Annotated in this window: 15 protein-coding genes; 6 read left to right on the top strand and 9 right to left on the bottom strand. The window is 67.7% G+C overall.

Annotated features, from left to right (window positions below; all coding sequences use genetic code 11):
• Window positions 1-67: 67 nt before the first annotated feature.
• Window positions 68-277, top strand: coding sequence for a hypothetical protein (locus tag QX070_RS27525; protein ID WP_315740362.1), 210 nt, complete (start codon window positions 68-70; stop codon window positions 275-277).
• A gap of 13 nt (window positions 278-290) precedes the next feature.
• Here the strand turns inward: QX070_RS27525 and QX070_RS27520 are convergent, their stop codons facing one another.
• Window positions 291-734, bottom strand: coding sequence for a helix-turn-helix domain-containing protein (locus QX070_RS27520; protein WP_315740295.1), 444 nt, complete (start codon window positions 732-734; stop codon window positions 291-293).
• 145 nt (window positions 735-879) lie between these two features.
• Between QX070_RS27520 and QX070_RS27515 the strand changes: the two genes are divergently transcribed.
• A complete protein-coding gene (locus QX070_RS27515; protein WP_315740294.1) occupies window positions 880-1,653 on the top strand; it encodes a glucose 1-dehydrogenase in 774 nt (257 codons plus the stop codon).
• Between the two features lie 75 nt (window positions 1,654-1,728).
• On the opposite strand, the gene QX070_RS27510 is transcribed toward QX070_RS27515, so the two are convergent.
• Window positions 1,729-2,340, bottom strand: coding sequence for an FMN-dependent NADH-azoreductase (locus QX070_RS27510; RefSeq protein ID WP_315740293.1), 612 nt, complete (start codon window positions 2,338-2,340; stop codon window positions 1,729-1,731).
• A 97-nt stretch (window positions 2,341-2,437) separates the two neighbouring features.
• Between QX070_RS27510 and QX070_RS27505 the strand changes: the two genes are divergently transcribed.
• Window positions 2,438-2,836: a helix-turn-helix domain-containing protein gene (locus QX070_RS27505; protein ID WP_315740292.1), complete on the top strand. Its 399-nt coding sequence runs from the start codon at window positions 2,438-2,440 to the stop codon at window positions 2,834-2,836.
• A gap of 3 nt (window positions 2,837-2,839) precedes the next feature.
• Here the strand turns inward: QX070_RS27505 and dprA are convergent, their stop codons facing one another.
• From dprA to QX070_RS27480, 5 genes are all read right to left on the bottom strand, one after another.
• Window positions 2,840-3,958 (bottom strand): DNA-processing protein DprA, encoded by a 1,119-nt coding sequence (gene dprA, locus QX070_RS27500; protein WP_315740291.1) that lies wholly within the window; start codon window positions 3,956-3,958, stop codon window positions 2,840-2,842.
• 62 nt (window positions 3,959-4,020) lie between these two features.
• Complete coding sequence (locus tag QX070_RS27495; RefSeq protein WP_315740290.1) at window positions 4,021-5,421, bottom strand: patatin-like phospholipase family protein; 1,401 nt, start codon at window positions 5,419-5,421, stop codon at window positions 4,021-4,023.
• A 136-nt stretch (window positions 5,422-5,557) separates the two neighbouring features.
• The gene (gene plsY, locus QX070_RS27490; RefSeq protein WP_315740289.1) at window positions 5,558-6,154 is read right to left on the bottom strand and encodes a glycerol-3-phosphate 1-O-acyltransferase PlsY; all 597 of its coding nucleotides are present in this window, start codon (window positions 6,152-6,154) and stop codon (window positions 5,558-5,560) included.
• Between the two features lie 30 nt (window positions 6,155-6,184).
• Window positions 6,185-7,486, bottom strand: coding sequence for a dihydroorotase (locus tag QX070_RS27485; protein ID WP_315740288.1), 1,302 nt, complete (start codon window positions 7,484-7,486; stop codon window positions 6,185-6,187).
• 23 nt (window positions 7,487-7,509) lie between these two features.
• Window positions 7,510-8,463: an aspartate carbamoyltransferase catalytic subunit gene (locus tag QX070_RS27480; RefSeq protein WP_315740287.1), complete on the bottom strand. Its 954-nt coding sequence runs from the start codon at window positions 8,461-8,463 to the stop codon at window positions 7,510-7,512.
• A gap of 151 nt (window positions 8,464-8,614) precedes the next feature.
• Between QX070_RS27480 and QX070_RS27475 the strand changes: the two genes are divergently transcribed.
• From QX070_RS27475 to QX070_RS27465, 3 genes are read left to right on the top strand one after another with little or no spacing between them, the layout of a single operon-like run.
• Window positions 8,615-9,340 carry a M15 family metallopeptidase gene (locus QX070_RS27475; protein WP_315740359.1) on the top strand — a complete coding sequence of 242 codons (726 nt, stop codon included), beginning with the start codon at window positions 8,615-8,617 and terminating at the stop codon, window positions 9,338-9,340.
• Window positions 9,341-9,363: 23 nt separating this feature from the next.
• Window positions 9,364-11,007 carry an acyl-CoA dehydrogenase family protein gene (locus QX070_RS27470; protein WP_315740286.1) on the top strand — a complete coding sequence of 548 codons (1,644 nt, stop codon included), beginning with the start codon at window positions 9,364-9,366 and terminating at the stop codon, window positions 11,005-11,007.
• Window positions 11,004-11,810 carry a CPBP family intramembrane glutamic endopeptidase gene (locus QX070_RS27465; protein WP_315740285.1) on the top strand — a complete coding sequence of 269 codons (807 nt, stop codon included), beginning with the start codon at window positions 11,004-11,006 and terminating at the stop codon, window positions 11,808-11,810. Before QX070_RS27470 ends, QX070_RS27465 begins: the two co-directional genes overlap by 4 nt.
• Window positions 11,811-11,820: 10 nt before the next feature.
• Here the strand turns inward: QX070_RS27465 and QX070_RS27460 are convergent, their stop codons facing one another.
• Entirely contained in the window at window positions 11,821-12,744 is a 924-nt protein-coding gene (locus QX070_RS27460) for an AEC family transporter (protein ID WP_315740284.1), read from the bottom strand.
• A 4-nt stretch (window positions 12,745-12,748) separates the two neighbouring features.
• The gene (gene ruvX / locus QX070_RS27455; RefSeq protein ID WP_315740283.1) at window positions 12,749-13,234 is read right to left on the bottom strand and encodes a Holliday junction resolvase RuvX; all 486 of its coding nucleotides are present in this window, start codon (window positions 13,232-13,234) and stop codon (window positions 12,749-12,751) included.
• Window positions 13,235-13,368 lie beyond the last annotated feature (134 nt).

The following is a 13,368-nucleotide window of genomic DNA, read 5'->3' as shown; positions in this document are numbered from 1 at the left end:
AGCACGATGAGAATCGTGCTCTTTTGAGGTTGTTTTTCGTCAAATTCCTTATGCTGGGTGACGGTTGTTGGCCAAGGCAGTGGACAAAAGCGACCCGGACGTCGAGGTGACGGTGGAGGATCCCGACGCCGCGGCGGCGCTGATCGCCGAGGTGACGGCCAGCCTGTCGCATCTGGCGCAGCGCCATCACCTCGACATGCTCGACTACCTGCTGCGCATGGCGAACCTGGAGGCCGAGGAGCATCTCAGGCTGCGCAGCCGCCACAGGCTCTGCTGACGGCCGGCCGCGCTCAGCGCGGGGCGAGAGCGGTTTCCTCCGGCGCCAGCGTCCGGCCGTCCTCCGCAGTCAGCAGCAGCTTGCGAACCGGCCTGCGGTTCGCGCGGTCGACGAGCGCGGTGGCGATCTCGTCCGGGTGCTCGTCGAATTCCTCGCTCCACTGTCGCAGTGCGACCAGGATCGGAAACAGGCCGCGGCCTTTCGGCGTCAGCACGTAGTCGCGATAGGAGCTGCCATCCGCGGCCGGCTCGGTGGTCAGGATGCCACGATCGACCAGCGCCCGCAGTCGCACCGTAAGGATGTTCTTCGCCATGCCGAGGCTGCGCTGAAATGCGCTGAAGCGGCGCACGCCGAGAAAGGCATCGCGGATGATCAGCAGCGACCACCAGTCGCCGATCGCATCCAGCGACCGCGCGATCGGGCAGGCGTCGCCTTCCAGACTGGTGCGCTTGACCATCACGTCATCCTTGTCCTGTCACCCGCGGGGCGCGGCTGGTACCCCGGCGCGCCCGCGTCAGGTCACGCCCTTGTGTGGTTGCATTATAAAACCGACCGGCCTATGTCGTCTATTGGTTTAATTATGCAACCATATGGAGGCGGGCGTGAGGCTTGCAAACAAGACGGCACTGATTACCGGCGGCAGTAGCGGCATCGGGCTTGCGACCGCCCGGCGCTTCGTCGCGGAAGGCGCCAGGATAGCGATCACTGGGCGAGATGCCGGGCGGCTGGAGGCTGCGGCGCGCGAGCTCGGGCCGAACGCGCTGGCGCTGGTGGCCGATGCCACCGACATCGCCGCGACCGAGGCCGCGGCCGCCCGCGCCGCAGAGCGCTTCGGCAAGCTCGACATCCTGTTCGCCAATGCCGGCATCCCCGGCGCGACCCCGGCCGGAGCAACCAGGCCCGAGGTGTTCGAGCAGGTGATCCGCACCAATCTGACGGGCGTGTTCTTCACCGTTCAGGCGGCGCTGCCTCATCTCAAGGACGGCGCCTCGATCATCCTCAATGGCTCCGTGATCTCGGTGCTGGGCAATCCCGGCTATTCGGCCTACGCTGCGAGCAAGGCTGGGGTGCGCGCGATGGCCCGGGTGCTGGCGTCGGAGCTGTCGCCGCGCGGCATCCGCGTCAACGTGGTTGCGCCGGGCGCGATCCGGACGCCGATCTGGGGCGCCGCGGTCGCGACGCCCGAGGCTGAGAAGACGTTCGAGGCAAGGATCGCGGCGACCACGCCGCTCGGCCATATCGGCGAGCCGGAGAATATCGCCAGCACCGTGCTGTTCCTGGCGTCGGACGATGCCGCGCACATCCAGGGGCAGGAGCTGTTCGTCGATGGCGGCGCCACGAGCTCACCGGCCGGTGCGCCGATCTATCGGGGATAGGCGCCAGAGAGCAGCCTGTGGCGAGGCCTCGTCACGGTGAGAGACGGTGGCTGCCGGCGGCAGCCACCGTCTCGATCAGGCAGCGAGATCGCCGGCCGTCTGAAGCGCCGTCGCGAGCGCCTGCTCGCGCTGCTCCGGCCCGATCTGGACACCATCGGCCGCGATGAATGTGAGATCCTTGACGCCGATGAAGCTGAAGACCCCGCGCAAATAGGTCTCCAGATGTTCGAAGGCGGCCATCGGCGTATCCGCGCCATAACGGCCGCCGCGCGAGATTGCGATGATCACGCGCTTGTCGCCGGCGAGCCCTTCCGGGCCGTTCGGGCCATATTTGAAGGTCTTGCCCGCGACCGCGATGCGGTCGATCCATGCCTTGAGCTGGCTCGGGATGGAGAAATTGTACATCGGAGCCCCGATCACGACGGTATCGGCGCGGAGAAATTCGTCCAGGACAGCCTGACCGGACGTGATGTCCGCCTCGATGGCTGGATCCGCTGCCGCTCCTCCGCGCATGGTCGCGACATGCGCGCCAGACAGATGCAACAGCGGTTCTGCGGCGACATCCCGATAGGTGACCTCGAGGTCCGGCGTCAGCTGGCGGAGCCGCGCGACGATTGCGGCGGACACCTGACGGCTGACGGAGTGGGGGCCGAGCACGCTGGAGTCGACATGAAGGAGTTGGGTCATCGGTCAGTCACCTTGGTATTGGTTTGTAACTGGCGCACTATGAGTGACTGTGCTGTAACTCCACAAGAACGCACATTTTTGAAACTCGGGCACAGCCATGACACCTGCGAACAGCCCTGATCCTGACCTGCCGGCGGAGCCGGAGCACAATGATTGCCGGGGCGTCGCCTCGATCCTGGCGCGCGTCGGCGACAAATGGAGCGTGTTCGTCATCATGATGCTGCAGGACGGGCCGAAGCGCTTCAACGAGCTCAAGCGCCTCGTGGGCGGCATTTCCCAGCGCATGCTGACCCTGACCCTGCGCGGCCTCGAACGCGACGGGCTGGTGACGCGCACGGTGTTTCCGACCATCCCGCCGCGGGTCGACTATGAATTGACCGATCTCGGCCGCGGCCTGTCGCAGCCCGTGCAGGCGCTCGGGCACTGGGCCATCCAGCACCAGGAGCAGATCGAGCGGGCACGCACGCACTTCGACGCACGCAAGGATGCCGACTGAGCGCTAGGTGAGCGACACCATCCCGCCGCCGTGGCGCTCCAGGCGGCCGGCCAGCTCGAGCTCGAGCAGCACCATGCGCAGCACGGCGGGTGACAGACCGCTGATCCGGATCAGGTCGTCGATCGAGACGGGCGTCGGGCCGAGCAGGGCTGTGATCTGCGCGCGGTCGTGGCTTTCGGGATCGGGGGCGAACAACTCCTCGTCCGGCTCGCGCAGCGAAAAGGGCAGCGGCCGCTCCATGATCGGGCCGACGGCCTGGATGATGTCGGTGGCTTCGGTGACGAGCGCGGCGCCCTGCTTGATGAGATCGTTGGTGCCCGCGCAGCGGGGATCGAGCGGCGAGCCCGGGACGGCGAAGACCTCGCGGCCCTGTTCGCCGGCCATGCGCGCCGTGATCAGCGAGCCCGAGCGATGCGCGGCCTCGACGACGACGACGCCGAGCGAGGCGCCGGAGATCAGCCGGTTGCGGCGGGGAAAGTCGCGGGCGCGCGGCTCGTGGCCGAGCGGCATCTCGGAGATTGCGGCGCCGCTGCCACTGATGATGGCGCCGAGCAGGTCGACGTGCTCCGGCGGATAGATCCGGTCGTGGCCGCCGGCGAGCACCGCGACCGTGCCGCTGCCGAGGCTCGCGCGATGGGCGGCCTGATCGATGCCACGGGCGAGGCCGGAGATGATGACGAAGCCGGCCTGACCGAGCTCATGGGTGATCTGGCCGGCGAATTTGAGTCCGGCGGCGGAAGCGTTGCGCGAGCCGACGATGGCGATCATCGGGCGCATCAACGTCTCGCGGGCGCCGCGCACTGCGAGCAGCGGAGGCGCATCCTCGCAGGTGGCGAGGCGGGGCGGATAGCCGTCCTCGTTCGGCGCCCGCAGTTCGACGCCTTGCCGTTTGCAGGTTTCGAGTTCGGCCTCGGCTTCGCCGACCGTGCAGATCCGGCCGGCTCCGGCCGCGCCGCCGCGGCGTGCCAGACCGGGCAGCCGGTCGAGCGCTACGCGCGCGGTGCCGAAATGGTCGAGCAGCGAGCGGAAGGTGCGCGGGCCGACATTGTCGGACCGGATCAGGCGCAGCCGGTCGCGCCGCTCGGTGTCGCTCAGCTCGATCGTCGTGTTGATGGCATCCACGCAAAGCCCCCTTTACCGGGGACTAGAATGGAGCAACCCGAGGACGCAGGGAAGAGGGCGCGCTACGCCGGCGCGACGTCGCGCACATCCTCGGACGCGGATATCGGAGACGACAGCGCCGGCTGATCGCCCTGGATGGCCGGCGTGGTGCCGACCGGAGCCTCGCGCAGCCAGCGCTCGGCGGCGTCGCGTCCGCGCTGGTACAGCAGCTCGATGAAGCTGCTGCCGAGATCGGTCGCATCGCGCTGAGCCAGGGCCTCGATCTCGTCCTCGGCGGCAAGCCGATGAACGCGCGGCGGATGCAGGCCGTCGCTGCGCGCCCATTCGAGCGCGGCGAGCTCGGCGTTCAGGACCGCATTGCCGGCGATCTGGTCGAGACGGCGATCGATCGCGGCCGAGGTCATCGGGACATTGCCGTCGCGCGCGGGCGTGACCTGAACGACCAGCAGGTCGGCGGCGCTGGACTCATGCGCGATCTGGATCAGCGGCGGATTGGTGACGTAGCCGCCGTCCCAATACGCCTCGCCCTCGATGTCGACAGCGGCGTGCAGTTGCGCGGGACAGGTGGAGGCAAGCAGTGCATCCGGCGTGATGCCGGCATTGCGGAAGATCTGCGGCAGGCCGTCACGGGCCCGGGTCGCCGCGATCAGCAGGCGGGGCGCGGCCGGGCCCTGCACGGCGTCGAAGTCGATCGTCTCGAGGAGGATGTCGCGGAGCGGGTCGAGATCGAGCGGGTCGGCGCGTCCGCCGCGCAGCCCCGCGCCGAACGACACCGAGCTGCTCGCCGGCGAGTACGCGCCGATCACCAACAGCGATCGGAACGACGCCTCCTCCATCAGCCGGGTCCAGAACAAAGCGAGCCGGTTGCGGGCTTCGTCGCGGCCGCCCTTGGCGAGCCCGCTCGCGAGCAGCGAGGCGTTGACCGCGCCGGCGCTGGCGCCACTTATGGTGTCGAAATCGCAACCGGGTTCCTCGAGCAGACGATCCAGCACGCCCCAGGTGAAGGCCGAGAACGTTCCGCCGCCCTGCAGGGCCAGCGACAGCTTGCGCGGCGGCCACGTCCGGGGTGGTGGCGGCAGCGTGACCGTTGCGATCGTCTCCGCAAGCGTTCGCTCGGGCGTCTCTGCAGCTTTGGTGTCGCTGATCACGGGCGCGCTCGTGGCCGTCATGATCATCTCGGTAACGGCCGGCGCGACATCGGCTCGTTCCGGCGCAGGGTGCGGTTCGGATGCTTCGGTGGATGGTGCCACGTTCGGCATGACCGGCGCAGCGGGCGCGATCGCCTCAGGCGTGGGCGCCGGGTCTGTAGCGGCCGTGATGCCGGTCGACCAGATCTCGGCGGCCGAGAGCAGCAGGCTGGCGTTCGATCGGGCCGGGGCCGCCTTCTGCTGCGCCGGAGCCTGATCAGTACGGTCATCGTGCGTGGCCGACGAACCGCTGGAATTGGTCTTGCGTAACCACATGCAGGAATCATGACAGGCAATCATGATTCACGCCAGAGTCCCGCGTTAACTTATTAGCTGATGAATCGCCGGTGTTGCTGTGCAGCCGCTGTGAAATCAGGGCGTAACACAGGTTTTCCGTATTTGTCCGGAGTGATTACTTCTTCGTCCCGATCTTGCTCTCGGTGCCCGACTGCAATCGCTTGATGTTTTCGCGATGCATGTAAACGAGCAACAGTGTGAGCAAGGTGAACAAGGCGGCCAGCGCGGTGTGACCGAAAGCCCACAGCACGATCGGCGTCAGCACGCTGGCGACGAGTGCCGCGAGCGATGAGTAGCGGAGCGCGAACGCGGTGGTGAGCCACACCAGGCAGAAGAAGATGGCGCCGGGCCAGAACAGGCCAATCAGAATACCGATGTAGACCGCCACGCCCTTGCCGCCGTGGAACTTCAGCCACACCGGGAACAAGTGGCCGAGGAAGGCGCCGAGGCCCGCGATCATCGCGGCATTCGGGCCGCCGAGATAGCCGGAGATGATGACCGCGGCCGTGCCCTTCAGCGCGTCGCCGAGCAGGGTTGCTGCCGCGAGCCCCTTGCGTCCGGTGCGCAGCACGTTGGTGGCGCCGATATTGCCGGAGCCGATGCTGCGCAGATCCTGCGTGCCGGCCAGCTTGGTCAGGATCAGGCCGAACGGGATGGACCCCAGGAGATAGCCGATGATGAGAGCGAGGGGCAGGAAGGCTTCGGAACCCATCACACCACTCCTTCCGAGCTTGGCCTTGCGTCAGACATGTTCGAACACGGTGCGGCCGCCGACGATGGTGCGGACCACGCGACCGGTGAAGCGGGCTTCGTCGAACGGCGTGTTCTTGCACAGCGATTTGAGGTCGGCCGGATCGAGGATCCAGGGCACGTCGGGATCGATCACGATGATGTCGGCCGGCGCGCCCGCTCGCAGGGTGCCGCCGGGCAGGCCGAGCAGCTCGGCGGGCCGGGTCGACATCGCGCGGATCAGGGTCGTCCAGCTCAGCTCGCCATTGTGTACGAGCCGCAGCGCCGCCGGCAGCATGGTCTCAAGGCCGACCGCGCCGCTCGCGGCTTCCGCGAACGGCAGCCGCTTGACCTCGACGTCCTGCGGCGTGTGGTCCGACATGATGACGTCGATCAGGCCCGAGGCCAGCGCCTCGACCAGCGCGCGGCGGTCGACCTCGGTGCGCAGCGGCGGCGTCAGTTTCAGGAAGGTGCGGTAGGGGCCGATGTCGTTCTCGTTCAGGGTGACGTGGTTGATCGAGACCGACGCGCTCACCGTGAGGCCTGCCTCGCGGGCGCGCCTGAGGATGTCGAGCGAGTCGATCGAGCTCAGCGCGGCCGCGTGATAGCGTCCCTTGCTGAGCGCCACCAGGCGCATGTCGCGTTCGAGCACGACGGCTTCCGCTGCGGGCGGAATGCCGTAGAGGCCGAGCCGCGAGGCGAACTCGCCTTCGTTCATGACGCCTTCGCCGACGAGATTGGGATCCTCGGTGTGGTGCACGATCAGGGCGTCGAAATCCCGCGCGTAGGTCAGCGTGCGGCGCATCACCTGCGCGTTCATCACGCTGGTATGGCCATTGGAGAAGGCGACCGCGCCGGCAGCGCGCAGCAGCCCGATCTCGGTCATCTCCTCGCCGCGCAGGCCCTTGGTCAATGCCGCCATCGGCTGGATGTTGACGATGGCGGTGTCGCGCGCGCGGCGCAGCACGAAGTCGACGGTCGCCGAGTTGTCGATGACCGGCTCGGTGCCGGGCTGGCAGATGATGGTGGTGATGCCGCCGGTCGCGGCGGCCTGGCTGGCGCTGGCGAAGGTCTCGCGATGGCCCAGACCCGGCTCGCCGACGAAGGCGCACATGTCGATCAGGCCGGGGGCGACGATCTTGCCGGCGCAGTTGATGACGTCGGTGCCCTCGGGCACGCCGGCCGCGCCGATGCCGCGCTTGAGGTCGCGGATGACGCCGTCGGCGATCAGCACGTCGCCGGGGCCGTCGAAGTCGCGGGAGGGATCGATCACGCGCGCATTGGCGAGCAGGATCGGACGGCGGTCGGTCAGCATGGCGTTTTGTCCCGACTTCTGTATCACGCGTTGGGCAGGTTGCGGGCCAGTGCTTCGAGCACGGCCATGCGCACAGCAACCCCCATTTCGACCTGTTCCCGGATCAGCGATTGTGCGCCATCGGCAACGATGGACTCGATCTCGACGCCGCGGTTCATCGGTCCCGGATGCATGACCAGCGCGTCTGGCTTGGCGTAAGCGAGCTTCTTCTGATCGAGCCCGAAATACTGGAAATATTCCGACGACGACGGCACGAACGAGCCGTTCATGCGCTCGCGCTGCAGGCGCAGCATCATCACGATGTCGGCGCCGTTGAGGCCCTCGCGCATGTCGCGCGCGACCTCGACGCCCATCCGCTCGATGCCGGGCGGCAGCAGCGTGGAGGGCGCGACGATGCGGACGCGGGCGCCCATCGTATTCAGCAGCAGGATGTTGGAGCGCGCGACGCGCGAATGCAGCACGTCGCCGCAGATCGCGATCACCAGCCCCTCGATGCGGCCCTTGTTGCGGCGGATCGTGAGCGCGTCGAGCAGCGCCTGGGTCGGATGCTCATGCGCGCCGTCACCTGCATTGATCACGGAGCCGTCAACCTTGCGCGCGAGCAGCTCGACCGCGCCGGAGGCGTGGTGACGGACCACCAGGATGTCCGGATGCATCGCGTTGAGCGTGACCGCGGTGTCCATCAGGGTCTCGCCCTTGCGCATGGACGAGGACGACACCGACATGTTCATGACGTCGGCGCCGAGCCGCTTGCCCGCGATCTCGAACGAGGACTGCGTCCGCGTCGACGCCTCGAAGAACAGGTTGACCTGGGTCCGGCCGCGCAGCACGGTGCGCTTCTTGTCGACCTGACGATTCAGTTCGACATACTCCTCGGACAGATCGAGGAGACCGGTGATGTCGTGGGCGGAAAGGCCCTCGATTCCCAGCAAATGCCGGTGCCCGAGGACGAAAGTCGATTTCGGAGAGGTTGCCATTAAAGCCAGAGCTATAGGCGCGGTTTCCGCAGGGGGCAAGGCCGAAAGCCGGGGTTCCGAGTTATCCCCCGTTCCGTCTTTCGAGCCTCTCAGGGCGCTCCAAACCGGCGGCTGGCGAGCCATCGCCAGACGAGGTCCGCTCCGATATGCCCTGATCCTGCTGGCAGCGATCGTGCCGGCCTGTGCGGCCGCGTTGCCGTTCGATTTCGTCTATCTCCGCGACATCGACCCGACGATCCTCCAGGACATCCGTTATGCCGGCAGCAACAATTTCGTCGGCCGCCCTTTGCCGGGCTACGAGGCGGCCGAATGCGTCGTGACGCGTGACGTGGCGCGGCGGCTGCAGGCCATCCAAGCCGAGCTGCGGCCGCGCGGCCTGTCGCTGAAGATGCTCGACTGCTACCGGCCGGTGCGTGCCGTGGCGGAGATGCTGGCTTGGTCGCAGGACGGCGTCGAGACCACGGCCGGTCGCCGTTACACTCCGCGCATTGCCAAGCAGGACCTGTTCCGTCTCGGCTATATCGCCGTGCGTTCGAGCCATTCGACCGGTGCCGCGCTCGATCTCACGCTGGTCGAGCTGGCTGCGGACAATTCTGCGGTGTTCGATCCGGCCAAGGACTATCCGGACTGCACCGCGCCCGCAGCGCTACGCGCGCCCGAGGGCAGCGTCGACATGGGAACCGGCTACGACTGTCTAGATCCCAAGGCGCATACCGCCGCGCAAGGATTGGCGCCCGAGCAGCGGCGCTGGCGCAATGAGCTGCTCTCGGCCATGGCGCGGCAAGGTTTTGTGAACTATGCCAAGGAGTGGTGGCACTTTTCGCTGCCGGGCGCTGGCGCGACCACTTATGTTTTTCCCATTCGGCCGCGCCGATGATCGATCTGTAGCAGGGCACGGCCATGACGCAGTCTTCCTTCGCGACCCATGAGGTCTTCAACCAGTCGCCGCCATTCGAGGACGTCAACCTGTTCACGGCAGACCAGCCGCTGGTCGACGCGGTGAAGACCAATGGCGGTGCTGGCGCCGAGCAGGAGCTGTCTGCGTTCGGTGCGCTGTGGGGCTCGGCCGAGATGGCCGAGCAGGGCCGGCTCGCCAACGAGAACACGCCGAAGCTGCGCAGCTTCGACGCCAAGGGCTTTCGGCGAGACGTCGTCGAATTTCATCCGGCCTACCATGCGATGATGTCGCGCTCGGCCGCGGCCGGCCTGCACAATTCGACATGGACGGCAGAAGGCCGGCCCGTCGGCGGCTGCTCGGAGGTGGTGCGCGCCGCGAAGTTCTACATCGCCTCGCAGGTCGAGAGCGGCCACCTCTGTCCGATCACCATGACGCGGGCCTCGGTGGCGGCGCTGGCCGCCCAACCTGATCTGCTGGCAAGAGCGATGCCGGTCATCGCGACCGATGACTACGATCCGGCGTTTGCGCCGTGGTGGCAAAAGCGCGGCATGACGCTCGGCATGGGCATGACCGAGAAGCAGGGCGGGACCGACGTGCGCGCCAACATGACGCGCGCTGAGCGCACGGCCGATGGCTATCGCATCACGGGGCACAAATGGTTCATGTCGGCGCCGATGTGCGACGCCTTCCTGGTGCTGGCGCAGGCCGATGCCGGCCTGACCTGCTTCTTCATGCCGCGCTTCAAGCCGGATGGCTCGGTGAACGCGATCCAGTTTCAACGCTTGAAGGACAAGCTCGGCAACCGCTCCAATGCCTCGTCGGAGGTGGAGTTCGTCGGCGCCTATGCGGAGCGGGTCGGCGACGAGGGCAGGGGCATCAGCACCATCATCCAGATGGTGCAATTGACGCGGCAGGATTGCGCGATCTCGTCGGCCGGCCTGATGCGCTCGGGGCTCGCGCACGCGCTGCATCACGCGCGCCACCGCAGCGTGTTCCAGAAGCATCTCGCCGACCAGCCGCTGATGCAGGCGGTGCTCGCCGACATGGCCGTCCATGTCGAGGCGACGGTGGCGCTGGTGATGCGGCTGTGCCGTGCGTTCGATCGCGCGCATGATGATGCGACGGAGGCCGCCTACATGCGGCTGCTGACGCCCGCGATCAAATACTGGGTGTGCAAGAGCGCGCCGCCGTTCCTGTATGAGGCGATGGAATGCCTCGGCGGCAACGGCTATGTCGAGGACGGCATTCTCGCGCGCCATTTCCGGGAGTCGCCGGTCAATGCGATCTGGGAGGGCTCGGGCAACGTGATGTGCCTCGACGTGCTGCGGGCGCTGACGCGCGAGGCGGAGGCGGCCGCGCACGTGCTGATGCAACTGAAGGCAGAGACCAGCGGGCTTCCCGGCGCGGCGGAGGCGCTCGCTTTCATCGAGACCGGCTTCCGCCGGCCGGATTCCGAGCGCGTTGCCCGGCTTGCGGTCGAGAAGCTGGCGCTGCTCGCCGCCTGCGCCGCGCTCAACGTGGTCATGCCTCGCCATGCCGAACTGTTCGCCGCCACGCGGCTCGCCGCCGTGCATCCGAGCATGTATGGCGCGGTCGATCTCGATCCCGCCGATATCCGTGCCTTGCTGGAGCGCGCCCTGCCTTGACCGATTCTCCTGAAGCCGCCGTCGCGGACTCGCTCGATCCGGCCAATCCACCGCAACAGGTCGCGCCTGCGAAACACCAGCCGCGCACGCTCGGCTTCTGGTGGACCGCGCTGTGGGGCTTCGTGATCTTCATCGCGCTGTTCGCCGGCCAGGCTGCGGTGGTCGGCTATTTTCTGCTGATGCGGGACGGGCCGACCGACGCCGCTGCGCTGGTTCACATCGCCAGCCGCGGGCTGACCTTGTCGCTGTCGGTGATCATGGGCCTGCCGGCCGTGCTGCTGGCGGTCTCTTTCGCCGTCCGTCATACCCGCACGCCCTTCGCCGAATATCTCGGCCTGCGCTGGACGTCGTGGAAGTATGTCGGCATCGGCATCGTGGGCATGGTGGTGATCGTCGTCGCCTGGGACCTGATGTCACGGGCGACGGGGCGCGAGGTCTCGCCGGGCTTCATGTTGGACGTCCTGAAGACGGCCAAGGGCGACGGCACGGTCTGGCTGATGGTGCTCGCCTTCTGCGTCGCGGCGCCGCTGTCCGAGGAATTGTTCGCGCGCGGCTTCCTCTATCGCGGCTGGTCGGATTCGTTTCTGCGGGTGCCGGGCGCGATCGTCCTGTCGTCGCTGGTCTGGACCGCGATGCATCTGCAGTACGACTGGTACTTCTTCCTCGAGGTGCTCGCGCTCGGCCTGTGGTTCGGCTATCTGCGCTCGGTCAGCCATTCGACCTGGCTGACCGTCGTGCTGCATGGCCTCAACAACCTCGCCGCCACCGTGCAGACCATGTGGCTCGCCAGCGGCCACTCCTGAGCGGCGGTGTTCAGCCGGCCCAGGCGATCGCGAGCGGCATGGTCAGCGCCGCCAGCACGGTCTGCAGTGAGATGATCTGCGCCAGCAGCGGCGCGTCGCCGCCCATCTGCTTGGCCAGCACATAGGCGCTCGGCGAGGTCGGCACCGCCGCGCAGATCGCGACCACCACGAGGCTCGGGCCGGTGACGCCGAACCATCCGGCGAGCCCGATCGCGAGGAGGGGCATCAAGACCAGCTTGAGCACGACGCCGAGCGCGGCGGCCGGGCCGGCGCGACGCAAGCCTTCGAAGTGCAGGCCGGCGCCGGTCACCAGGAGGCCGATCGGCAGCGACGCCTGGCCGAGCGCGTCGGCGGCATCATGCCAGAGTTTAGGCAGTGGCACCCGCGCGACGTTGAGCGCGAGGCCGAGGACGCAGGCCCAGATCAGCGGATTGCGCACGATGGTGGCGAGAATCTCGCGGAGCGGGCGGCGGTTCGGCGAGGCATAATGGGCGAGCACCGCGACGCTGAACACGTTGACCATCGGGATGATCGCGATCATCGCGACCGACGCCACCGCAAGGCCGGTGGGGCCGAACAGGCTGCCCGATACGCTGAGCGCGACGTAGGTCTGCCAGCGCGTCGCGCCCTGGAAGATCGAGGTGAAGGCCGGTCCGTCGACGCCGGCGCGCGCGAGCAGCGGCCGCAGGGCGAGGCAGAGCGCGGACATCGCCAGCATCGCCAGGAACAGCGCACCGCCGATGCCGGCCACCGGCACCTTGCTGAGATCCGCCTTGACGAGGCTCTGCAGCAGCAGGACGGGGAACAGCACGTAGTAGGTCAATCGCTCCAGCCCGTGCCACTGGGTATCGAGCCGCATCAGACTGCGCCGCAGGCCAAAGCCGACCACGATCAGCAGGAACACCGGCGCCAGCGCCGCGATGACGGGGCCCATGCGACTACTGACCCGAGCGGCGCAGCGTCGTCAGCCGGTCGAGCGCGCCCTGCAGGATGAAGATCGCCGCATGCGTATCGATCACCTCGGCGCGTTTGGCGCGGCTGACATCCATGCCGATCAACTCGCGCTCGACCGCCGCCGTCGACAGCCGCTCGTCCCACAGGCCGATCGGCAAGTCGGTAAGGCCGGCGAGATTGCGCGCGAACGCCCGGGTCGATTGCGCCCGCGGCCCCTCGCTGCCATCCATGTTGATGGGAAGGCCGAGCACGAAGCCGACCACCTTGCGCTCGGCGCAAATGGCAAGCAGCCTGATGGCATCGGCCTTGAAGGCCTTGCGCTGGATCGTCTCGACGCCGGTGGCGAGCCGGCGATCGGGATCGGACACGGCGACGCCGATGGTCTTGGTGCCGAGATCGAGGCCGACGAGCGCGCCGCGCTCGGGCCAGCGGCCGGCGGCTTCGACAAGGGGGAGAATGGGGGCGGGCATGGCAATGCGCTTAACACGCAGGCGCGTGGCGAGCCAGCAGGTGAGGGCGTGCATCGCTTCGCCGCCCCGATGAAGCTCGCGCACGCGAGTCGACCGGCCCAGATGTCGAGCGTTGCAGTCTTTCCCGGATGCGC

This window comes from Bradyrhizobium sp. SZCCHNR1093 (genome assembly GCF_032381175.1).
Taxonomy (GTDB): domain Bacteria; phylum Pseudomonadota; class Alphaproteobacteria; order Rhizobiales; family Xanthobacteraceae; genus Bradyrhizobium.
This window is presented reverse-complemented; position numbering and strand designations above follow the sequence as displayed.